16 protein-coding genes and 1 pseudogene are annotated in these 22,498 nt (G+C 60.5%); 12 read left to right on the top strand and 5 right to left on the bottom strand.

Going from position 1 to position 22,498, the window contains the following annotated elements:
* Positions 1–75: 75 nt before the first annotated feature.
* Positions 76–1,541, bottom strand: a pseudogene (gene melA / locus AC0L3O_RS19100) (alpha-galactosidase).
* 232 nt (positions 1,542–1,773) lie between these two features.
* Between melA and AC0L3O_RS19095 the strand changes: the two are divergent.
* From AC0L3O_RS19095 to AC0L3O_RS19080, 4 genes are all read left to right on the top strand, one after another.
* Positions 1,774–2,640: an AraC family ligand binding domain-containing protein gene (locus AC0L3O_RS19095; RefSeq protein ID WP_473616287.1), complete on the top strand. Its 867-nt coding sequence runs from the start codon at positions 1,774–1,776 to the stop codon at positions 2,638–2,640.
* 465 nt (positions 2,641–3,105) lie between these two features.
* Positions 3,106–4,320, top strand: a complete 1,215-nt coding sequence (locus AC0L3O_RS19090; RefSeq protein ID WP_023797956.1) for a glycosyltransferase family protein — start codon at positions 3,106–3,108, stop codon at positions 4,318–4,320.
* A gap of 1 nt (position 4,321) precedes the next feature.
* A complete protein-coding gene (locus AC0L3O_RS19085) occupies positions 4,322–5,566 on the top strand; it encodes a glycosyltransferase (protein WP_287240405.1) in 1,245 nt (414 codons plus the stop codon).
* Positions 5,563–6,753 (top strand): glycosyltransferase family protein, encoded by a 1,191-nt coding sequence (locus AC0L3O_RS19080; protein WP_473535951.1) that lies wholly within the window; start codon positions 5,563–5,565, stop codon positions 6,751–6,753. Before AC0L3O_RS19085 ends, AC0L3O_RS19080 begins: the two co-directional genes overlap by 4 nt.
* A gap of 91 nt (positions 6,754–6,844) precedes the next feature.
* Here AC0L3O_RS19080 and AC0L3O_RS19075 read toward each other — a convergent pair whose 3' ends face one another.
* Positions 6,845–7,519 carry a class I SAM-dependent methyltransferase gene (locus AC0L3O_RS19075; RefSeq protein ID WP_473616285.1) on the bottom strand — a complete coding sequence of 225 codons (675 nt, stop codon included), beginning with the start codon at positions 7,517–7,519 and terminating at the stop codon, positions 6,845–6,847.
* Positions 7,461–7,952: a hypothetical protein gene (locus AC0L3O_RS19070; RefSeq protein WP_473535948.1), complete on the bottom strand. Its 492-nt coding sequence runs from the start codon at positions 7,950–7,952 to the stop codon at positions 7,461–7,463. The genes AC0L3O_RS19075 and AC0L3O_RS19070 overlap by 59 nt, the downstream gene beginning before the upstream one ends.
* 29 nt (positions 7,953–7,981) lie before the next feature.
* On the opposite strand from AC0L3O_RS19070, the gene AC0L3O_RS19065 reads away from it, so the two are divergent.
* From AC0L3O_RS19065 to AC0L3O_RS19055, 3 genes are all read left to right on the top strand, one after another.
* Complete coding sequence (locus AC0L3O_RS19065; protein ID WP_287064591.1) at positions 7,982–10,696, top strand: ABC transporter transmembrane domain-containing protein; 2,715 nt, start codon at positions 7,982–7,984, stop codon at positions 10,694–10,696.
* 302 nt (positions 10,697–10,998) lie between these two features.
* The gene (locus tag AC0L3O_RS19060; protein WP_091594718.1) at positions 10,999–11,448 is read left to right on the top strand and encodes a cyclic nucleotide-binding domain-containing protein; all 450 of its coding nucleotides are present in this window, start codon (positions 10,999–11,001) and stop codon (positions 11,446–11,448) included.
* A gap of 135 nt (positions 11,449–11,583) precedes the next feature.
* Positions 11,584–12,438, top strand: a complete 855-nt coding sequence (locus tag AC0L3O_RS19055; protein WP_473535946.1) for an MBL fold metallo-hydrolase — start codon at positions 11,584–11,586, stop codon at positions 12,436–12,438.
* A 1-nt stretch (position 12,439) separates the two neighbouring features.
* On the opposite strand, the gene AC0L3O_RS19050 is transcribed toward AC0L3O_RS19055, so the two are convergent.
* Both AC0L3O_RS19050 and AC0L3O_RS19045 read right to left on the bottom strand, forming a co-directional pair.
* Entirely contained in the window at positions 12,440–13,204 is a 765-nt protein-coding gene (locus AC0L3O_RS19050) for a polysaccharide deacetylase family protein (protein ID WP_128173707.1), read from the bottom strand.
* Positions 13,201–14,289, bottom strand: a complete 1,089-nt coding sequence (locus AC0L3O_RS19045; protein ID WP_128173708.1) for a glycosyltransferase family 4 protein — start codon at positions 14,287–14,289, stop codon at positions 13,201–13,203. Before AC0L3O_RS19045 ends, AC0L3O_RS19050 begins: the two co-directional genes overlap by 4 nt.
* Before the next feature lie 73 nt (positions 14,290–14,362).
* Here AC0L3O_RS19045 and AC0L3O_RS19040 point away from each other — a divergent pair, with 73 nt between their 5' ends.
* From AC0L3O_RS19040 to AC0L3O_RS19020, 5 genes are all read left to right on the top strand, one after another.
* Positions 14,363–15,541, top strand: a complete 1,179-nt coding sequence (locus AC0L3O_RS19040; RefSeq protein ID WP_473535945.1) for a DUF3095 domain-containing protein — start codon at positions 14,363–14,365, stop codon at positions 15,539–15,541.
* 111 nt (positions 15,542–15,652) lie between these two features.
* Positions 15,653–16,996, top strand: a complete 1,344-nt coding sequence (locus AC0L3O_RS19035; RefSeq protein WP_128173812.1) for a nucleotide sugar dehydrogenase — start codon at positions 15,653–15,655, stop codon at positions 16,994–16,996.
* A 205-nt stretch (positions 16,997–17,201) separates the two neighbouring features.
* Positions 17,202–18,542 (top strand): adenylate/guanylate cyclase domain-containing protein, encoded by a 1,341-nt coding sequence (locus AC0L3O_RS19030; RefSeq protein ID WP_128173710.1) that lies wholly within the window; start codon positions 17,202–17,204, stop codon positions 18,540–18,542.
* Positions 18,543–18,707: 165 nt separating this feature from the next.
* Positions 18,708–20,603, top strand: coding sequence for an ABC transporter ATP-binding protein (locus tag AC0L3O_RS19025; protein ID WP_023797969.1), 1,896 nt, complete (start codon positions 18,708–18,710; stop codon positions 20,601–20,603).
* A 26-nt stretch (positions 20,604–20,629) separates the two neighbouring features.
* A complete protein-coding gene (locus AC0L3O_RS19020; protein WP_473616284.1) occupies positions 20,630–22,498 on the top strand; it encodes an ABC transporter substrate-binding protein in 1,869 nt (622 codons plus the stop codon).

Here is a 22,498-nt window from a genome sequence, read left to right as displayed (position 1 = left end):
TGCCCGGGCGCATTCGCCGAGGCACGATCCTGGCCGCCCGGTTTTCCGGAACATTGGCTTATCGCAACCAATGTCTCAGCCGGCCGCGCGCAATGCGTCCTTTTCGGCCCTGATCTCTTCGATCGAGCGAACCTCGCGGCGGGCAACGCCCTTCCATTCCCGCGTTTTTACCGTCGCGCGGCTCAGCCGCTCCTTGGCGCTGTCGATCGCATGGGCGAATTGCGGCAGCCATTGCGCTTGCGCCACAACCATCTCGTCGACCATCTGCCAGACCTCTTCCGGCGTGCAGATGGCGCCAACCAGCGGATCGTGCAGCACGGCCAGTTTCAGGAGGTCGATGTCGCCGGAGATTGCCGCGTGGACGGACATGCGCTGGACATTAATCGACGAAATGCAGGTCGCGGCGCAGGCTTCCGGAAGCGTGATGCCGGCCACCATGTTGATGCCGAAGCGATCGACGAAACCAGGCGATTCGATGATTGCATCGGACGGAAGATTGGTGATGACGCCTTCGTTCTTGACGTTGAAGTGACCGCGATAGACCCGACCGGTCTCGAGCGCCTCCAATATGTGGCTGGCGTGCTCGTTCGAGCGGCGCCCGGGATCGAAGGGCTTTCCTGCATCTTCGAGGAATTGCGGGAACTCGGTTTCGAACCAGTTCCGGGTTTCGGTCGAATAGCGCAGATAACCGCCGGTTTCCCGTGGATCCAGTCCGACATATCGATCCACTTGGCAGTCTCCTCAGGCCGTTTGCGATACCAGGGCAGATATTCCGACAGGTGGCCGTTACTTTCGGTCGAATAGACGCCGAAGCGCTTCAACACGTCGATCCTGAGTTTCTCCTGCCGCGAGAAGACCGGATGCGCCTCGAAGGCGGCGACGAGCTCATCCCTGCCGATCTTGCGGCCCTTGACGCGAACGTCGACGAACCAGGTCTGGTGGTTGATGCCGGAGCAGACATAGTCGAGCTCGCCTTCCCCGGCGCCGAGGATCTCGGCAATCTGCTCGGCCCCATGCTGGACCCCATGGCAGAGACCGACCGTATCGACCTTGCCGAATTCGATCGCCGCCCAGGTGTTCATCGCCATCGGGTTGGCATAGTTCAGGAATTTGGCGCCTGGCTCGGCCAATTCGCGAATGTCCTTGCAGAAATCCAGAATGACCGGGATGTTGCGCTGGCCGTAGAGAATGCCACCGGCGCAGATCGTATCGCCGACGCACTGGTCGACGCCGTATTTCAAGGGGATGCGGATATCGTCGGCATAGGCGGCGAGACCTCCGACGCGCACACAGCTAATGATGTAGCGCGCGCCCTCGATCGCCTTGCGGCGGTCCGTCGTCGCGGTCACCCGTGCAGGAAGCTGACTCGACTTGACGATCCGCAGGAGAATTGACTCGATCATCTTGAGATTGTGCTCGCTGATGTCGGTCAGTGCGAACTCGATGTCGCGCAGCTCCGGGACACACAAAATGTCCGTGAACAGCTTCTTGGTGAAACCGACGCTGCCCGCGCCAATGATTGCGATCTTAAATCTGCTCATTCGAACCTTCTCCCGCAAGCGGATTGGACCGATAGGTAAAATCGGTTCGTAGAAATCCAGTCCAGGCGTGTTATTCGGAAGACACGCAACCAAGCGGCGTGCAACCGGGGTTTCATCCTCATCTCTTTTGTTTTTTGGTCAATATGCGTAAGATCACGCCCCTCCGGTAGGGCGTAGATGTGCTTTGTAGGGTAATTTTGTGCTGCAAAAACTCGTCGACCTTGGACCGGTGATGAAAATGATTTCCCTGCCGCGCGCTCGGCAGCGATTGCACACCATGCCGACGAGCACCGGCTACGACGTGAGAACGGATGCCGGCTATAGCTGGGATGGCCGCAGACGCGGGCAGACGCCGTTCACAGTGATACAGCACACCATCAGCGGCACCGGAAACCTGCGTTACGGAACCAGGTCCTACCGCATCGCTCCGGGCGAGACGATGCTGTTGGTTGTTCCGCATTCGCACCGCTACTGGGTCGAAAAAGGCGGGCGCTGGGAGTTTTTCTGGATATCGATGCATGGGGCGGAAGCGTTGCGCATCCATAGAGAAGTCCTGGCAACGAAAGGACCGGTGTTCAGCCTTCGGGCAGGGACCGTCGATAATCTGGCCGACTGCGCCTACCGGCTGGTCAAAGGCGACGGCTCAACGCCGGCACGCGCCTCGGCAATTTCCTACGAGGCGGCCATGGCACTCTATGACGACGTGTTCGAACTGCACGGAAATGACGTGGCGAAGAATTCGGTAGTGCGTCAGGTGACTGACTATATCGGTGCGCATCTGCATCTGCCGTTGCCGGTCGATGAGCTGGCGCGGCTTTCCGGTCTCAGTCGCGCGCATTTCTCACGTGTGTTCGCAGCGCATGAAGGTATTCCTCCGGCTGAGTTCGTCCTCAACAGACGCCTCGACCGCGCCGCAAAGCTACTGACCATGTCCGCCGACCTTCCGGTGAAGGATATTTCCGGCATGTGCGGCTTCGAAGATCCCAACTACTTCGCCAAGGTATTCCGACGTGGCTTCGGCGTCAGTCCGACAGAATTCAGAACCACTGGCATGTATGCAAGCGCCGGTTATCAGCAGGGGCAGATTTTGGACAGATGACAAATAGCGCTGACCTGTCACCCTTTGATGGCTGCTTTTAGCGCGAGAGAGACCGTCAACCTGGTCACTCGGACATCGGCTTTCAGGAGGCGGCAAAGCTGGCCTTGTAAGCAAAAAGCGTCCCGAAAGGCGCCTCTCAATAGCTTGATTCCCTTGAGAGAACTTGGAGCGGATGAAGCGATTCGAACGCTCGACCCCAACCTTGGAAACGTCTATTTCTGCCAACGCCGCCTTATCCGAATCTTCGCTGCCAATCCGAGATGATCAAGACCAGAAATGATGCAGGTTCTTCTGGACCAGCGTGGCAGCTGAGCAGACGCAGCTTCCTGGCTTCTGCATATGGACCCTCTTGGGTAATTGATAATTGCGCCGTCATGCTCCAAAACAGGTCGGCAGACCCGCGAGGATGGTTTCGTGCGGGGTCGTCCACGGTCCTCAGGCGAGAATTCCAAAAGACGTTCAACAATGACCCAGCACGTACAAAATGCTCGAATTCTCATGTACAGCCACGACACGTTCGGGCTCGGCCACTTGCAGCGCTGCCGGACGATCGCGCATTCGCTGGTCGAGGATTTCCGCGGACTTCAGGTGCTTATCATTTCGGGTGCGACTATCGCTGGCGCCTTCGACTACCGCGCCCGTGTCGACTTCGTGAAGATCCCCAGCGTCATCAAGTTGCGCAACGGCGAATACACCTCGCTGGAAAAGGATATCGATCTGCATGAGACGCTAAGGATGCGCCAGTCGATCATCCGCCACACAGCCGAGACCTTCCGGCCGGATATCTTCATCGTCGACAAGGAACCGCTTGGCCTGCGCGGTGAGATCGAGGACACGCTGTCCTACCTTAAGACGCGGGGCACCACGCTCGTGCTCGGCCTGCGCGAGGTGATGGACGCGCCGCATCTGCTCGAAGCAGAGTGGGCACACAGGGATGTGATGCGCAAGATAGGCCTGTTCTACGACAAGGTCTGGGTCTATGGTCCGCCGGATTTCTACGATCCGCTGATCGGTTTGGACGTGCCGCCGGCTGTCAGGGCAAAGATGAAGTTCGTCGGTTTCCTGCAACGGAGCCTGCAGAAGAACGAGTTGCCCGGCCACCGGCCCGACGGCGATTATATCCTCGTTACCACCGGTGGCGGCGGTGACGGCGGCGACCTGATCCACAGTGTCATCGATGCCTATCAGCAGGATCCGCAATTGCAGCATAGGGCGCTGATCGTGCTTGGGCCTTACATGCCGGCGCGCAAGCGCAACAAGCTGCTCAAGAAGGGGGCCAAGATCCCCTATATCAAGATCATCGAGTTCGACAACCGCATGGAAGATCTCATTGCCGGCGCCAAGGCGGTCGTGGCGATGGGCGGTTACAACACCTATTGCGAGATACTGTCTTTCGACAAGCCGGCGCTGATCGTGCCGCGCGTCAAGCCCCGCGAGGAACAACTGATTCGAGCACGGCGCGCAGCCGAACTCGGCCTCATTGAGATGCTTTTGCCGGAAGAAGCCGAGGATTCCCAGCGGTTTGCCAATGCGCTGGAGGTGCTGCCGGCCCGGCCCGGCCCATCGCAGAGCCATCCGCATCTGACGCTGGAAGGGCTGCCTCACATTTCTGAAATCGTCTCGGAACTGCTCGACCGGCGGGGCGGCCATCACCTTTCGGTCATTGAAGGCATGATCTGAGTTGCAACATCGCAAGATCGTCGTGGTTCTGAAGGGCTATCCGCGGCTGTCGGAAACCTTCATCGCGCAGGAACTGCTCGGTCTGGAGCGTGCGGGGTTCGACCTGATACTCTTCGCGCTCAGGCGGCCGACCGACGCAAAACGCCACCCCGTGCATGACGAGATCAAAGCGCCCGTCCATTATCTGCCGGAATATCTGCATGAAGAGCCGCTGCGCGTGGTTCGCTCCCTGTTTGCTTATCTGCTTCGGCCGGGCTTCTGGCGCGCGCTCGGATCGCTGGCTATCGACCTCGGCCGCGACTTTACGCGCAATCGCGCGCGCCGCTTCGGGCAAGCGCTCGTGCTGGCGGCCGAATGGCCGGAAGACGCGGGCTGGCTGCACGCACATTTCGCGCATACACCGGCATCGGTGACGCGCTATGCCAGCCAGCTTCGTGGCCTGCCCTGGAGTTGCTCGGCCCATGCCAAGGACATCTGGACTTCGGCGGACTGGGATCTGGCTGGCAAGCTTTCCTCGGCCCGCTGGACGGTAACTTGCACGAAAACCGGCTTCGACCGTCTGAAAAAACTCGCTAACGGCAACGCGTCTGTGCATCTGAGCTATCATGGGCTGGACCTTGATCGCTTCGGCAGTTTCGGCGAGGCGCGAAAACAGCATGACGGCTCGGCGCCGGACGAACCGGTTATCATTCTGAGTGTCGGGCGCGCCGTTGAAAAGAAAGGTTACGATACGTTGCTGGAGGCCCTTGCCCTCTTGCCTGGTGATTTGGCGTGGCGTTTCGAGCATATCGGCGGCGGCGAGGAACTGGAACGGTTCAAGGCGCTGGCGCAAAAGCTCGGCTTGGATGGCCGCGTCTTTTGGAAAGGCGCGCTTGCGCAGGAGGAGGTGCTTGAGCACTACCGCTGCGCCGACATCTTCGCCCTGGCCTGCAGGATCACCGCAAATGGCGACCGGGACGGTCTGCCGAATGTTCTGGTGGAGGCGGCGAGCCAGCGGCTTGCCTGCGTGTCGACCGATATTTCCGGCGTGCCGGAGCTTCTATCGCCGGATGAAACCGGGCTGCTGGTTCCGACGGAAAACCCAATTTCCCTGGCGCAGGCGCTGGAGCGCCTGATCCGTGATCCCGTGCTGCGCGCCCGCCTCGGCGACGCCGCAGAGCGGCGCGTGCGCGGTAATTTCGATCATTTGGCAAGCATTGGACAGCTCAAGGAACTGTTCGAGCGGGAGTGGCGGGCCGCCGAATGAAGCGGCTGCGCGCTCTCTTCTATGTCCAGCACCTGCTCGGTATCGGCCATCTCGCGCGCGCCAGCCGCATCGCGGCGGCTCTGGTCGATGACGGGTTTGACGTAACCGTCGTGACCGGCGGAGCGCCGATCGCGGGGTTTCCGGGCGTGGGTGTGAAATCTGTAACCCTGCCACCTGTCACCTCCGGTGATGAAGGATTTTCCGGACTTGTCGACCTGCAGGGCAAACCCATCGACGATGATTTCAAGAGATGGCGTTCAGAGATGCTGCTGCAGGCGTTCCGGGATTGCAGGCCTGATATCGTCATTGTCGAGGCGTTTCCATTTGGACGCCGGCAGATGCGGTTCGAACTCCTGCCGCTGATCGAGGCCATCGACGCGACGTCGCCCAGACCGCTGCTGGCGACGTCGGTCCGTGATATCCTTCAGGAGCGCGTCAAGCCCGGCCGAAACGAGGAAACGGTCGATCTGATCAACAGGCATTTCGACCTTGTCATGGTCCATGGCGATCCGGCTTTCGCAACCATCGACAAGACATTTCCACTGGCTGGGGCGATCAAGGCCGAGGTCACCTACACAGGGCTCGTTGCCGCGCCGCCATCGCCCGCGGCCTCCGAGCGCTTCGACGTTCTGGTGTCGGTTGGCGGCGGGGCTGCCGGAAAGAGCCTTGTCAGCTCCACCATCGCAGCGGCGCGGAATGCCAACAAAGCTTGGAAATGGTGTTTGATCACCGGCCCAAACCTGCCGAAAAACGAGTTTGACGCGATCGCACGCGATGCCTCGCCGGTCCTGTCCATCTTCCGGTTCCGCGAGGATTTCGCCAGCCTGCTGACCGGCGCCCGCCTGTCGGTCTCGCAGGCGGGTTACAACACGGTCTGCGATGTCCTGCGCGCGGGTTGTCGCTCTCTGCTCGTTCCATTTGCAGCCGGCGGGGAAACCGAACAGACGGTTCGCACCCTGAGGCTCGAAGAACTCGGTCTTGCAACGGTGCTGATGGAGAAGGACCTAACGCCTGAAGGTTTGGCGCAAGCCATCCAACAGGCGCTTGCGGGACCGACGCCAGCCGCGCATCGTCTCGATCTGGAGGGCGCGCATCGCTCGGCGCAAATTCTGCGCCAGCGGTATGGAACATGGTCCCTAAAAGTGGGGCCCGGTTTCGGAGAAGTTCATGATCAAAACAGACGATAGATGCTAACGCGCGTCGCGTCTGGCGAGGTTCGTGCGACGCGCTTCAACTCCTCGTTTATGCATGTCGTTGTCCCAAACCGCGCGAAATGCGTCAAACAGTTCCAATCAGCATAAAGCGCGTATATTTTTTTGTCGGCAGTTCGCCGGAGAACCCCACCTCCCGTAACGCCGCCATTGCTTCGAAGGCTGCAAGCGAAGCCACGCAGTTGATGTGCGTCGGCTCGCTGAAATAATCGTTCGATTGCAGCAGTACAGTCGTGCCCCGCGGAAGCAGAGCAAGCCAGGCGCGCAGATCGGCTATGTGTTCGCAGCTCGTATTGACCATCAGGTCGGGCCGCCCGGCCGCATAGTCGAGTGCGTACATATCTGCCGTCAGCGCCCGGAACCGGTCGCCGGCTTCCCGGTTGAGGGTCCGGGCGACCGGCGCGACTTCGGGATTGATGTCGATGCTATCGACTGCCGCGATGTCGAAGCGGGCGTCGTTGAAAAGCATAGCCGGCAATACGCCGTACCATCCACCCAGAACCCATATGCGCCCGAACCGGCCGCCGCAGCTTTCGAACAGCCTGTCGAGCGCCCACATCTTGCAGGCGACCTGCTTGTGGTTGAAGGCGTTGGCGATATCGGCGTTCGGATGCCTGGTGATGACGCGCGCCAGCCCTGCCACCAGGGGGCACTTGACATAGGCAGCAATTCCCCGCGTCAGGTCAAAGGCTTGCTCGTGCCAGTCCATGCCGGCATTGCGTGGTTGCGTGACATCCATCATATTCGTCTTGTAGGTTGGGATTTCGGGCGACACAACGCAATCTTGCCTCCCGGAAGGCTGTTGATTCGCGGACGTGATTATGCTGCAAGCCGCTTCGCCATTGCCCGGTGCCGGAGAGAGCCTGTTGCATCTGTCCGTACCATCGGCGTCCATTCGCCAGCACCAGCCGCTCAGCTGCGGCTTCGTGCTGCTCTTCTATTCGCCGAAACCCTACCGAAGCCGCGAACCGTTTGGCCAGCCGCCTTCTTCGATGATCAGCAATGCCCATGTCGTTGTCATCGACCATGCGCCGGAACTGGATCGCGCCGCGTCGCAGGTTCCTTCCATCGTTGAGCGCAGGACAATTTCCGTGCGCTGCAGCTTCGAGCTTGTTCTTGGTGACGAAGAAATTGCCGACACGCCATTCGCCGGCAGGTGCTTTTACATCCTGCATCGTTCCAACTGAAGGGTCCACAGCCGCATATGGAACCCAGCCTAGCCCGCTATATCTGGACGCACACCAAGAAGCAGCAGCTCTGGATATTGATGATCGTCGTGCTTTCGATGATCCCGTATTTCATGTCCTTCGACCTGCCGAAGCTGATCATCAACGGCCCGATCCAAGGTAGCGGGTTCGAGCAACCGGGCGCGACCCAGCCATTTATGAGGCTGCACTATAACCTGCCGTTCATCGGAGAGGTCCAGTTCTTCTCCGGTTTTCAGCTCGACCGCGTGGCGACGCTGTTTGCGCTGAGCCTTGTGTTCCTCTTGCTGGTCGTCATCAACGGCCTGTTCAAATTCTATATCAACACCTACAAGGGCCGCCTCGGCGAACGCATGCTGCGGCGTATCCGCTTCGATCTGGTCGATCGTGTGCTGCGGTTTCCGCCGTTTTACTTCAAGCGGGTGAAATCCGCCGAAGTGGCGACCATGGTGAAGGACGAGGTGGAGCCGCTGGGCGGCTTCATCGGCGATGCCTTCGTGCAGCCGGTGCTGCTCGGCGGCCAGGCGCTGACGGCCATGCTGTTCATCGTGGTCCAGAATTTCTGGCTCGGAATGATCGCGGCCGGGATCGTGGCGGTCCAGATCGTGCTCATCCCGCGAATGCGGCGGCGGCTGATCGTGCTCGGGCGCGAACGGCAGTTGACGGCGCGCGCGCTTTCGGGCCGGGTTGGCGAAATCGTCGACGGCATCGGCGCGGTACACGTCCACGACACATCAAACTACGAGCGCGCCGACATAGCTGCCCGGCTCGGGCTCATCTTCAAGATCCGCTTCGATCTTTACCAATGGAAATTCATGGTGAAGTTTCTGAACAATTTTCTCGCGCAGCTCACGCCCTTTCTGTTTTACATGATCGGCGGATATCTGGTCATCCAGGGGCGGCTGGACGTCGGTCAGCTCGTGGCCGTGATCGGCGCCTACAAGGACCTGCCCGGACCGATGAAGGAACTGATCGACTGGGATCAGGCGCGGCAGGATGTCCAGGTCAAGTATCAGCAGGTCGTTGAACAATTCACCGTCGATCGGCTCATTGCGCCGAGGATCGGGGCATTGACGATCGACGATCCCGATCCGATGACCAAGCCCCTGTCGGCGATCGGTCTGTCGATAGCAGATGATGGCGGTGCAATGCTCCTCGACCGTGTCTCCCTCAAGATCAAGCCGGGTGAGACGGTGGCGCTGCTCAGTACCGCAACAGGTGGAGCCGAGGCGCTTGCAGAAGCCTTCGCAAGGCTGAACTGGCCGGACAGCGGAAGGGTCGCTTCGGGCGCCGACGACTTGCTTGAACTCCCCGAAGCAGTGACCGGCCGGCGCATGTCCTATGCCTCGTCGGATGTTTTCCTGTTCCAGGCAAGCCTACGCGATAACCTGCTCTACGGGCTGAAGCATGCGCCGCTGACATCGGTGCCTTATGACGATGCTGCGGCAGACCAGCACCGCTGGAACATGCATGAGGCGCGCCTGTCGGGCAATCCGGATCTTGATATCCACAGCGACTGGATCAACTATGTTTCCGCCGGCGCTACCGGCCCGCACGACCTCTTTGAAGCCGTGCGCCGGGTACTCGACGCGGTTGTTCTATCGCGCGATATCCTGGATCTTGGCTTGCGCTCTTCGGCCGATCTCACGCGTCACAGCGAGCTTGCCCGGCGGATCGTCGAACTGCGTGCGGCGCTGCGAGCCCGGCTGGAACACGAAGGGCTGAGCGGACTGGTGGTTCCTTTCGAACCGGGCGCCTACAACAAGGAAGCAACGATCGGCCAAAACCTGCTCTTCGGCGCTGCCGCCGGCCCCGAACTGGCCGACAGGGCTCTGGCGGCCAATCCCTATTTTGCTTCTGTTCTGAGGCAAGCCGGCCTCGACCGCACGCTCTACGAAATGGGCATGGAGATCGCCGAACAGGCGATCGAGCTGTTTGCCGACCTGCCGCCCGATCACCCGTTCTTCCAGCAACTTGCCTTCATGAGCGCCGAGGAGATACCCACCTACGAAACCTTGCTGCAACGGCTCAAGAACCGTCCCCACGAGGCGGTTTCGGAGAGCGACCGCGCCATGATCGTCACCTTGAGCTTTGCCTATATCGAGCCCCGGCACCGCTTCGGCCTGCTGAGCGACGAACTGATGAGCAAGATCGTCGCTGCACGCAACCTGTTCTATGAAAACCTGCCGCCCGAGCTGCAGAATGCCATCGAACGGTATGATCCCGCCAAATACATTGCCGCGGCCACCGTCATGGATAATGTCCTGTTCGGGCGTGTGGGCAACAACCATCCCGACGCGCCGGATCGCATACGCTCCATCGTCTATGACATTCTTGACGAACTTGGGCTTTATGCCGAACTTCTGGATGTCGGCCTGGACTTCAACGTCGGCTCCAGCGGCAGGCGGCTGACCAGCGGGCAGCGACAGAAACTCGATGTTGCCCGGGCCCTGCTCAAGCGTCCTGATTTTCTCATTCTCAACCGGCCGCTGTCGGCGCTCGACCAGCGCATGCAGGACAAGGTGCTGCGGAACGTGCTCGAGGAAGCCAGGCGCGACGGCCATTCGCCGGCAATTGTGTGGGTCGTGACGAATCCGGCGATGGCGATAATGTTCGATCGCGTTATCGTCTTCGATTCGGGTAAATTGGTGGAAGACGGAACACCCGAGACACTTTTGGCAGGGAACGGTACATTCAAGGGACTGTTGTCATAGAGCAGCGGACATTCAGATGGGATCATTCTGCCGGTGGGAATTTACTGCAAGGTCAAGGGATTCGACGACGGGCGCAGCGAAGCCACATCCCGCCGAAACCCGAAGGGTTTGCCGCAGATTCATCCGGCTCTTCGAGTTTCCGGTTGGCGGACGCCATTGCCAGGTGGCATCGCCCGATCGCACGACATCGGGCTCGCCACCTTTCGCGCGGTTCGTCTCGCCATCCCGGAAACAGAATTCATTCCATCTGGGCGTCCATTGCTCTAGTCTGGCAAACGCGAATTTTGGGAAGGTTTGCGACAATGCTGCTCAAGGATGAAGTTGCAATGCTGCAACGCGTTCCCTTGTTCTCTGCCATCGACCCGACAAAGCTCAAGCTGCTTGCGTTCACATCCGATCGTGTGAGCTACAGCGCCGGCCAGATCCTATTCCGGCAGGGCGACGAGGGAGACGCCGCCTATGTCATCCTTTCAGGCAGGGCGGATATTCTGGTCGATTCCGACAGCGGACCGATAAAAGTTGCCGAACTGGAGCCAAATTCGATTGTTGGCGAGATCGCCATATTGTGCAACAGCTCTCGCACCGCCACCGTCAGAGCGGCAAGTCCGCTGGAAGTCTTGAGGATCCGCAAGGATCATTTCCTGAGGCTTATGAGGGAGTTCCCGGAAATGACCATCGAGATATTGCGGGTTCTTGCCGATCGCCTAAGCCATACGACCGCGGATCTGATCGACGCACGAAGCACCAAATAACGGATGACGTGCGCTCGATCCTCGCCGTCGCGATGGCACTGGCCTCTTGCTGAGAAGGTTACCCCGGAGAAAACCTGTCTCGCCTAGCAGCAGTTGTTTGGCTACGATGGGCGACGGGGACTGGGAAGGGGTAGCATGGACTACGAAGTTTTCCTGGTCAGGTTTTGGGGCGTGCGCGGCAGCACTCCGGTATCAGGGCCAGAATTCTCTCGCTATGGCGGCAACACGAGCTGCATTGAGATGCGATGCGGCAAGCATACGCTTCTATTCGACGCGGGCTCTGGCCTACGGCCTGCCGGCGCCGCACTTCGGGCGTCAGGCGTGACCGATTTCGACCTGTTTTTCACCCATTGCCATTACGATCACATCATCGGGCTGCCGTTTTTTGCGCCGATCTATGACCGGAGCGTCAAGCTTACGCTTTGGTCCGGGCATCTTGCAGGACGCATGACGACCCGGCAGATGGTCGATGAGTTCATGCGGCCGCCGTGGTTTCCGGTGAAACTGGAGATCTGCAAGGCAAGCCTCGACTGCCGCGATTTCGTATCCGGAGACGTGCTTCGCCCGCGCGATGGGGTGGTGGTCCGAACCGGCAGTCTTATCCATCCGGGCGGCTGCATAGGCTACCGGGTCGAATGGGGCGGCCGGGTCGTGGCGGTGATCACAGACACTGAGCACGAGCCGGACAAACTCGATCAGGCGGTGCTCGCCCTGATCGAAGATGCCGACCTCGTCATTTACGATTGCACCTACACCGACCAGGAAATGAAACGCCGCCGCGGTAACGGGCATTCGACGTGGCAACAGGGCGTCAAGCTCTGTGAGGCGGCCGGTGCGCGGCGGCTTGCGCTGTTTCACCACGATCCGACACGCACCGACGAGCAACTGGACGAGATCGAGCAACTGGCCAAAGACAGGTTTGCCGGCGCTTTTGCCGCTCGGGATGGCCAGACGCTCCAATTTCCGGGCTCGTTGCACAAAAAGCGCTGAGCTATTTTCCTCTACTGGCGCTGCGCCCGATCAATGTCCCGATCGGAAGCCATGCGCACGCTTCAGTCTGTGCGGTGACTGTGAACAGCCGTTCGAGGAACAGCCAGGCCGATTCATCATGTACGAGATGGTGGGTGAGCAGGCCGACCGGTTCGCCGCCGCCGAGTGCACGCTGCAATTGCGCGATGATAGCCTGAACCAATAGGCCATGATCTCGGCAGCCGCGCGTGCCATGCCAATCCATGATGTCGACATTGCTGTTGATGACCGCCAGTGGAGCCGGCTTCGGCGGCCCATAGACCGACAATGCCGCAAATCCTATCGATCCAAGGTTGGGTACCAAGCCGGCGTCGATCCTGTTCCAGGGTGGCACCAGCATCGGAACGGCACGTGAGCCGTGCAGGCCGGTTATATGCGACAGCCCGCGAGCCAGATCATCGAGCACCGCCTCGCGTGGCCGATGCGCGCCGAGCTCCTGCTTTTTCTGGTTCTCGGGCGCATGATTTCGGTGCGCCCAGCCATGGATGGCGACCGCGGCATGCGGCGCCTCGTCGAGCCGGACGACAAGCTTCTCATCAGTCAGGGCCGGAATGACGGCCAGAGTGACCGGAACTGCGAATTCACCGGTGAGGTCGAGCAGCCGATCAAGCGCAGGCGTCGGATCCACGGCGTCATCGTCGCGGAGCCAGAACTCTGCCTTACGGTCCGCCCGTTGCCGGCACGCCAGTTCTTCCACCAAGGGCTGCCAGATCCGATCGGATGTCATGAAACCGGGATCTTCGCAAGAAGTTCGGCCAGACGCCCCGCTGCAACACCGAGGGAGCGTTCTTCGAGGATGAAACGTCTGGCTTCCGCGGCCATGATGGTTCTTTCGTCGTTACGGGTGAGAAGCCTTTCAATGGCAGAAGCGAACGCCGCCACATCGCCCGGCGGGGTGAGAAACCCGGTCTGGCCATCCCGCACGACCTCCGGCACGCCGGCGATGTCCTGAGCCACCACCGGAAGGCCGGCGGCCTGTGCTTCAAGATAGGCAACGCCATAGGCCTCGCCGTAACCCGGCCAGACGTAAATTCCCCCACTGTAGAGGACATCCGGCACGGCGGCCGGCTCAATCGCGCCAAGCCATACGATACGGTCGGCGGGCAAGCCGGCGAATTGCGCTTTGACCTCGTCACGGGCAGGCCCATCCCCGACGACGGACATGGTCCAGGGCAGGTGGCCGATCGGACCGAGCGCCTGCGCCAGCATGCGATAGCTTTCGACTTTGTCGCCCGGGCGCATCATGGCGACGGTAACGAGGCGCGTCGGACAACCCCGTGCCGGCATTTCCCAGAATGCCGATGTGTCGATGAAGGGCGAAAGCAGACCGAGAGCGGCGTCGGGAATCGCATCAGCCAGTCCCTGACGATCCCTTTGCGTGAAGCAGATGTTCAGCGCTGCCTGTTCGACGGCTCGCGCCACCAACGCCTGCGTGTCGGCCCACAAACCGGCGTTGCGCCGCCTTGAATAGGAGGCTTCCGCTGTCACACAGGGGATAGCAAAGGCCGACGCCAGTTCGGGTCCGATCAGGTCGGGCGCCTTGTAATAGGGATGATAGCAGAACCAGAGATCGGGCTTGCCGTCACGATCCCAAAGCTTTGTCAGCCGCGCGGCTTCCTCTCGGGCTTCGATCTTGAGCGCATCGAAACTTTTCGGAACCGGTTCGCGTAGATAGAAGCGCAATTCGGATGCCAGTTCGACGCTATGCCCTGCATGCTCCAGCGCCTTGACCAGCGTCCGTGCCATCTGGCGGTCGCCGGAGGCAACGGGATGATTGGGCGACTTCAGCGGCGCGTAGAAGGCAATTCGCATCGTCGGACCCTATCATCGGAAAGCCTGCGCAAGTCAATTTCGAAGCATGATCGACTCACTTTCAAGCAGTGGAATGTGGTATCTGATGCTCATGGAAACAGCTGCAGCGTCCGATCCGTTTGTCGCTTCTTTGCCGGTCTTCGCAAGGTTCGAAAGCGTTGCCGATATCGATAACTATCGGCCTCTCCCGGATGGCTGGGCGCTGGCCACCGCCGACATCGTCGGCTCGACCAAGGCGATCGACGCTGGGCGCTATAAAACCGTCAATATGGCCGGCGCCAGCGTTATCTCGGCGCTGCTCAATGCGCTGGGTCGGCGAGATATTCCCTTTGTCTTCGGCGGCGACGGCGCGCTCGTGGCGTTTCCCGGCTCGGCACTGGAGATCACCCGCAACGCGCTGGCCGCTGTCCAGAGATGGGTGGCGGACGAACTGGACCTGACCTTGCGTGCCGCAATCGTGCCGATAGAGGATATAAGAGCGCAAGGCCTCGACGTTCGCGTGGCGAGGTTCCGGGCCTCCGAAGCGGTCTTCTATGCCATGTTTGCGGGCGGTGGCGGCAGTTGGGCGGAAGCCGAGATGAAAGCGGGGCGCTACCGCATCGATCCTGCGCCAGCCGGCACACGGCCGGATCTTACCGGCCTCTCCTGCCGCTGGAACCCGATCGACGCCCGGCACGGCGAAATCGTCTCGATCATAGCCATCCCGGGGCCGTCGCGCGACTTGCGCGGTTTTCAGTCTTTGGCTTCCGACATCATCGCCCTTGCCGGGGGGCAGGAACGCGATGGCCACCCGTTGCCGGTGAACGGTCCGGCCTACAGTTTTTCGCCCGCCGGCCTCGATATCGAGGCGCGGGCCATGGCGCCGGCAGGATGGCGGTGGCTGTCGAAGCTGTGGATATTGTTCCAGCTGACGCTTACGGCTGTCACCGATAGATATGGCTGGACGATCGGCAGCTTCGATCCGAAGATCTACAAACGCGACGTGGCCAGCAATTCGGATTTCCGGAAGTTCGACGACGGCTTGAAGATGACTATCGACGTTGACGCGGACGTGTTGCAACGGATCGAGAACCGGCTGAAACAGGCGGAAGAGGCGGGCATCTGCAACTATGGCCTGCACCGCCAGAAATCGGCCTTGATGACATGCCTCGTCGCCTCGCCACTGCAGCGCGATCACGTTCATTTCATCGATGGCGCCGCCGGCGGCTATGCGATGGCCGCCGCAAGCCTGAAGGCGAAGGTGCCGGTCTGACGACAGCTTGCGGAAATCGATTTTCCGCAATATGCCTCGGGGTTCTTGGGGAACCAGGTGAGCCTCGCCATGGGCGCGGACGGCCTGTCCGAATTGACGGAAAGCAGATTTTTGGACGCCTCACGATCGACATATGACCGTCTTCTGAACCTGATTTCGACGCGCGCCGCGCAAGTCGGCGTGATCGGGCTGGGCTATGTCGGGTTGCCGCTGGCAGTTGCGATCGCACGCGCCGGCTTCCCGGTTTCCGGCTTCGACATCGAAGCCCAGAAGGTCGAGAGCCTGAACAACGGCCAATCCTACATTGAGGCGGTGACGTCGACAGCCCTTGCCGACCAGGTGGCGAGCGGACAGTTCCGCGGCACTGCGGATTTTGCCGAACTGGACGTCTGCGATGTCATCATCATCTGCGTTCCGACACCGCTGACGAAAAACCGTGAGCCGGACCTCTCCTTTGTCAGGAACACGGCAGGCACCGTAGCGAAGCATCTGCGTCTCGGCCAGCTGATCGTGCTGGAATCGACCACCTATCCCGGCACCACCGACGACGTGATCAAGCCGATACTGGAAGAGACCGGCTTGCAGTCGAAGATAGACTTCTTCCTCGGTTTCTCGCCCGAACGCGAGGATCCCGGCAACCGCAGCTTTGAAGTCGCGACAATCCCCAAGGTCGTGGCAGGCGACGGCATTGAAGCGGCGATACTCGTGCAGGCTTTCTACCAGGGCGTGGTCAAGACCGTCGTTCCAGTTTCCACCACGGCGACCGCCGAGGCGGTCAAGCTGACGGAAAACATCTTCCGCTCGGTCAACATAGCCCTGGTCAACGAGTTGAAGGTCGTGCTCGGTGCGATGGGTATCGACATCTGGGAGGTGATCGAGGCGGCAAAGAGCAAGCCCTTCGGCTACATGCCTTTTTATCCTGGCCCCGGACTCGGCGGGCACTGCGTTCCGATCGATCCCTTCTACCTGACGTGGAAGGCGCGCGAATACGAAATGCCGACCCGCTTCATCGAGCTGGCGGCAGAGATCAACACGGCCATGCCGCGTCATGTGGTCGATGAACTGGCGAAGGCGCTGGACCAGCGCTGCGGCAAGGCGCTCAGCCGCTCGCGCATTCTCATCATCGGGCTCGCCTACAAGAAGAATGTGCCCGACATCCGCGAAAGCCCCTCGTTGCGGCTCATTGAACTCATCGAGGAATGGGGCGGCAAGGCGGAATTCCACGATCCGCATGTTACCGAGATCCCGACCACACGGGAGCATATGACGATCAAGGGGCGGCGCTCGGTCGAATTGACCGAGGCGGCATTGAAGGATTTCGATGCTGTCGTCATTGCAACCGACCACGACGCGATCGACTATCAGGCGATCGCTGATCACGCTCTTCTGATCATCGACACACGCAATGTTTTTGGCCGCCTCGGGCTGGCCCGAGAGACGGTGGTGAAGGCCTGACCGCGTCTGAGCCGGCGAGTTTTTTTGCCTGATGTCAGGATCGTGATTGCACTCCCCCGGCAGCCTCGCCACATAATGCCCCTCGCCGGCTTTTGCCCAAAGCCGGCTTCATTGACTTCGAGGGTCTTATCCCTGGGGTCGTTAGCGGACCGTGTTGGGGCGGATCAAAGGAGAATGGCTCGTCTTCGACGGGTCTCAAGACAGCATGAGCACAGCGCAAGCAGAAATTTCCAGCATTCTCATGGATAAGGTTGCCGATTGGCTCACCCAATCGGCGCTGGCGGGCGACGCCCTGGAAACATTGGTAAAGGGTTTTTGTGAACGGCTGGCTGCTGCCGGCCTGCCGCTGAAGCGGGTGCATTTGAGCTTTTCGATGCTTCATCCGCTTTATGACGCGCTTGGCTTCACCTGGATTCGCGGCCAGGGCATGGAAGTGGAAGGCTTCCGCAAAGAGGACGGCGCTCATTCCGACAGATTCCTGACCAGCCCATACTACCATCTGCTCAGCAACAAGCTCGACCATCTGCGGCGCCGGCTCGACCCGTCGGTACCGTCGGAATTTCCTGTTTTCGATGACCTCAGGCTTATGGGCGTGACCGACTACATGGCATTCGTGCATCCCTTCAACGGCAATACCAGTCAGGGCATGCTCGGGTCCTGGTCGACCGACAGCGCTGCAGGCTTCAGCGACAGCATGATTTCAGCGCTGCTGCGCATCCAGAACCATCTCGCTATCGCAACGAAGATGGCGGTGCTCACCAAGCTGGCCGACAACATGATGACCACGTATCTCGGCGGCGACGCAGGCAGGCGCGTGCTGGACGGCCAGATCAAGCGCGGCGAGGGCGACACAATCCGGGCCGCACTGGTCATGGCCGATATGCGCGGCTCGACAAGGCTTGCCGAAACTTCCGGCCGCGAAATCTACATCGATACGCTGAACCAGTTCTTCGATGCCATTGCTGCACCTTTCAATCGCAGAGGCGGGCAGATCATGAGTTTCCTGGGGGATGGCTTCATTGCCGTCTTCCCTTGCGAAAGGCACCGCTCGCAGTCCGAGATCGCCTGCCAGGCTGCTCTTGCGGCAGCGCACAAGGCCACGGCGCGCATGAAAGATCTCAATCTGCGCAGAAAGGAGCAGGGATTGGGCGACATAAACTTTGGCATCGGCCTGCATGTCGGCAATGTGATGTTCGGCAATGTCGGGCTTACGGACCGGCTCACATTCTCTGTCTTCGGCTCGGCTGTAAACGAGGTCCAGCGCCTCCAGACCCTGACCAAGAAATATCCGCACAGCGTTCTCGCCAGCAAAGACTTCGCCAGCTATTGCGGCGCCAACAGCTGGCTGACGCTCGGCAACGAGGAACTGGCGGGCGTCAAACAGAAGCTGACGGTGCTTTCACCCGATCTGTCGGGTGCTCTCGCACTCGATGAAGACGGTGCGCTGGAGCCGATTCACGACCGAATATCCGACGCCGAGCAGGTCATGCTGCTTCATCGCGATGCAGCGCGGCTGTCGGCGGCCGACCGGAGGAAGCTCCAGTAACCGCCACGATCTGATCCGAACGCCTTTGGTGCGCAGTCCGGTCGCCGGTTCCGCCAGGGAACTGGCGACCGATTTCGAATCCAAGTTGCTCTGCGCTGCCAATGCGTTAGTCTCGCTTTCTGGGCCCGCCGCCGGGCGGGCTGCCAGAGTGGGGCTGGTGTGAGAATGAATTCGGGTGTTGATCTGCTGCGGATCGAGGATGTTGGCATCTCTTTTGCCATTATCGGCGGACCGTTGCATGCCGTCAGACGTGCAAATCTTCGCGTCTTGCCCGGCAAGGTCACTGCGCTTGTAGGCGAGTCCGGTTCCGGAAAATCGGTTCTCAGCCAGGCAGTGATGGGCATTTTGCCGAACACAGCCCATGTTCGCGGCCGTATCCTGTTTTCCGATCCTGAAAAGCCCGGCACGACGCAGGATATCCTGCAGATGCCGCGTGACGGACCCGAAATCCGGGCGTTGAGAGGCAGCCGCATCGGCAAGATCTTTCAGGAGCCGATGACATCACTGTCGCCGCTGCACACGGTCGGCAATCAGGTCAGCGAATCCCTGCAGATTCATACGCCCATGGCGCGGGCGGAGCGCAAGGCGCGGGCCGAGGAAATGCTCGACCTTGTCGGCTTTCCCAACCCCAAGCGCGCCTATGACATGTATCCGTTTGAACTTTCGGGAGGATTGCGTCAACGCGCCATGATCGCCATGGCGCTTATCTGCCGGCCCGCCCTGTTGATCGCCGACGAGCCGACAACGGCCTTGGACGTCACCATCCAGGCGCAAATCCTGCAATTGCTGCGCGGGCTTCAGGCCAAGCTGAACATGGCGATGCTGCTGATCACGCACGACCTTGGCGTGGTCGCCAATGTCGCCGACGAGGTGGTGGTCATGTACCATGGCGAGATCATGGAAGCGGGACCTGTCGAGGCGATATTCCGCCGGCCAGGCCACCCTTACCTGAAGGGCCTGATGGCAGCCGTTCCGCATTTCGACCTGAAGCCTGGCGAAAGGCTAAAGGCGCTCCGCGAGGTGCCGGTGAATGTCGGGAACTTGCTCGGCAAGCAGACGGCGCCGGCATCGAAGGGGCCGGACGACATCCTGCTGTCGGTCAGGGATCTGACAAAGACCTTCACCATCCGCAAGTCCGGATGGTTCGGCGGAGATCATCAAACCTCTGTTCGCGCCGTCGACGGCGTGAGCTTCGATATCAGGCGGGGTGAGTGTCTGGGTCTTGTCGGCGAAAGCGGCTCCGGCAAAACCACCGTCAGCAAAGTCCTCATGCGGGCTGTCACACCAAGCGGCGGCTCTGTGATCTTCAACGGCAGCGATGGTCCGATCGACGTCCTGGAAGCCGAGGGAGACGCCCTGCGCATGCTGCGCGCGAAAATCCAGATGGTCTTCCAGGACCCGGTTTCGTCGCTTTCACCTCGCATGACGGTGGAGAACATCTTGAGCGAGCCGCTGGAAATCCATCAACGTGGCAATGCCGCGTCCCGACTCGTCACGGTCAAGAGCCTGATGCAGGCAATCGGGCTCGATCCGCGCTTCATAAAGCGTTATCCGCACAGTTTCTCCGGCGGGCAGCGTCAGCGTATCGGCATCGCGCGCGCGTTGGCGCTGGGGCCTGAACTCCTGATCTGCGACGAGCCGGTTTCGGCACTCGATGTCTCCGTCCAGGCGCAGATCCTGAACCTTCTGAAGGACCTGCAGAAGGAACTGGGCCTGACCTACCTGTTCATATCCCACAACCTGGCGGTGGTGGACTACATGGCAGACCGCATCGCGGTGATGTGCGGCGGCCGTATCGTCGAGCTCGCGCCGCGCGAAATTCTGCTTAGGAAACCGGTCCACCCCTACACGCGCTCACTGGTCGCCGCAGTACCTTTCCCTGATCTCGACAGGCCGATGGACTTCAAAACGCTGAAGCTCGACGGCGCTTCCGACACCAGCGCATGGGGACCGCAATTCCGCGACGAGAGCGACAAGGATATGCTGTCGCCGCTCGACCTTGGCGGCGGCCACCTCGTGCTGGCCCGGCGTACGGCCGATGTCAGCGAGTTACGCCATTGATCAGCCGGCGCACCGTCCTTGGACTTATGGCTTCGGCATTTCTGCCGGGCACGTCGCGCGCCGGCGATCTGGAGCCGGAATTTCTTCAGCCGCAGCTGAAGGCCAAGGCGCTGCCGGCACTCGCCGAACGCTTGCCCAAGAGCCCGCGCGCGTTGAACCTCGCCGCGATGGGCCGGCAGCCCGGCCAGTATGGCGGCACGCTGCGCACGATCATCGGCAGCCAGAAAGATATCCGGATGATGACGATCTACGGGTATGCTCGCCTGGTCGGCTATGACGAAAAGCTCAACTTGCAAGCCGACATTCTCGAAAGTTTCGACGTAGCGGATGATCGCGTCTTCACTTTCAAGATTCGGGAAGGCCATAAATGGTCTGACGGTAGCCTGCTGACGCCGGAGGATTTTCGCTATTGCTGGGAAGATGTCTGGCTGAACGATGAGCTTTCGCAAGGCGGGCTTGCCCCTGCCCTGCTGGCGAACGCCAAGCCGCCACGCTTCGAGATCGTCGATCCGTCGACGGTCCGCTATAGTTGGGATGCGCCCAATCCCGACTTCCTGCCCAAGCTTGCTGCTGCTTCGCCGCTATCGCTGGTTCTGCCGGCCACCTATCTCAAGCAGTTCCACAAGAAATACCAGGATCCATTTCGGCTCGCCGGCCTGATGAAGGAGAACCGGGCCAAGAAATGGACGCTCCTGCATATCCGCATGTCGCGGCAGTATCGCCCGGAGAACCCGGAACTGCCGACGCTCGATCCATGGCGGAACCGGACCAAGCCCCCGGCCGAGCAATTCGTCTTCGAGCGCAACCCGTTCTTTCATCGAGTAGACGAGAATGGCCGGCAAATGCCCTATGTTGACCGGATTGTCATGAATGTCAGCTCGCCGGCGATCATTTCCGCCAAGACCGGTGCGGGCGAGAGCGACCTGCAAAGCATGGGAATTGACTTCACCGACTACTCCTTCCTGAAGGATGCGGAGAAGCGCTACCCGGTGAAGATGCATCTCTGGAAACGCACACAGGGTTCGCGGCTGGCGCTGCTGCCCAATCTGAATTGTGCCGACCAGGTGTGGCGTGGCCTTCTTCGTGACGTTCGCGTGCGCCGCGCCCTTTCGCTCGCTGTGGATAGGCGCGAGATCAATTTGGCCGTGTTCTACGGACTGGGGCAGGAAAGTGCCGATACGGTCCTGCCGGAGAGCCCGCTCTACCGGCCGGAATTCGCGAAAGCCTGGGTCGCCCATGATCCCGACCAGGCCAATGCCCTGCTCGACGAGGCCGGGCTTCAGACGCGTGACGATGACGGCCTGCGGATACTTCCCGACGGACGCCCAGCGCAGATCATAGTGGAGACGGCCGGCGAAAGCACGCTGGAAACCGACGCGCTCGAACTCATCACCGATCACTGGCGCAAGATCGGGATCGCCCTGTTCATCCGGACTTCGCAGCGCGATATCTTCCGCAGCCGCGCGCTTGGCGGCCAGATCATGATGTCGATGTGGTCGGGCATCGACAATGGCGTGCCGACCGCCGACATGAACCCGTACCAGTTGGCCCCAACTATGGACGACCAGCTGCAATGGCCGCTCTGGGGTGCTCACCACTTGTCTCATGGCAAGGTCGGTGAGGCGCCCGATCTTCCGCCTGTGGTCGAGCTGATGGCTTTGCTTAAACGCTGGAAGGCATCGACCGAAGCCACGGAGCGTGCCGAAATCTGGAATTCAATGCTGTCGATCTACACCGACCAGGTGTTTTCGATCGGCACCGTGAACGGAACGCATCAGCCGGTTCTGGCGTCCTCGCGGCTGCGCAATCTGCCTGACAAGGCGCTCTACGGCTACGACCCGACCGCCTATTTCGGTGTCTACATGCCGGATACATTCTGGCTTGGAGAGTCCTGA

Source organism: Mesorhizobium sp. WSM4810 (genome assembly GCF_055811235.1).
The sequence above is the reverse complement of the archived record's forward strand: the minus strand, read 5'-3'. Positions and strand labels throughout refer to the sequence as shown.

Coding starts and splice junctions, on each gene's coding strand:
- AC0L3O_RS19055 (WP_473535946.1), top strand. CDS start 11,584: ATGGACTACGAAGTTTTCCTGGTCAGGTTTTGGGGCGTGCGCGGCAGC.
- AC0L3O_RS19095 (WP_473616287.1), top strand. CDS start 1,774: ATGAAAATGATTTCCCTGCCGCGCGCTCGGCAGCGATTGCACACCATG.
- AC0L3O_RS19070 (WP_473535948.1), bottom strand. CDS start 7,952: ATGCAGGATGTAAAAGCACCTGCCGGCGAATGGCGTGTCGGCAATTTC.
- AC0L3O_RS19045 (WP_128173708.1), bottom strand. CDS start 14,289: ATGCGAATTGCCTTCTACGCGCCGCTGAAGTCGCCCAATCATCCCGTT.
- AC0L3O_RS19080 (WP_473535951.1), top strand. CDS start 5,563: ATGAAGCGGCTGCGCGCTCTCTTCTATGTCCAGCACCTGCTCGGTATC.
- AC0L3O_RS19090 (WP_023797956.1), top strand. CDS start 3,106: ATGACCCAGCACGTACAAAATGCTCGAATTCTCATGTACAGCCACGAC.
- AC0L3O_RS19075 (WP_473616285.1), bottom strand. CDS start 7,519: ATGATGGATGTCACGCAACCACGCAATGCCGGCATGGACTGGCACGAG.
- AC0L3O_RS19025 (WP_023797969.1), top strand. CDS start 18,708: ATGAATTCGGGTGTTGATCTGCTGCGGATCGAGGATGTTGGCATCTCT.
- AC0L3O_RS19020 (WP_473616284.1), top strand. CDS start 20,630: ATGGCTTCGGCATTTCTGCCGGGCACGTCGCGCGCCGGCGATCTGGAG.
- AC0L3O_RS19065 (WP_287064591.1), top strand. CDS start 7,982: ATGGAACCCAGCCTAGCCCGCTATATCTGGACGCACACCAAGAAGCAG.
- AC0L3O_RS19040 (WP_473535945.1), top strand. CDS start 14,363: ATGTGGTATCTGATGCTCATGGAAACAGCTGCAGCGTCCGATCCGTTT.
- AC0L3O_RS19050 (WP_128173707.1), bottom strand. CDS start 13,204: ATGACATCCGATCGGATCTGGCAGCCCTTGGTGGAAGAACTGGCGTGC.
- AC0L3O_RS19030 (WP_128173710.1), top strand. CDS start 17,202: ATGAGCACAGCGCAAGCAGAAATTTCCAGCATTCTCATGGATAAGGTT.
- AC0L3O_RS19060 (WP_091594718.1), top strand. CDS start 10,999: ATGCTGCTCAAGGATGAAGTTGCAATGCTGCAACGCGTTCCCTTGTTC.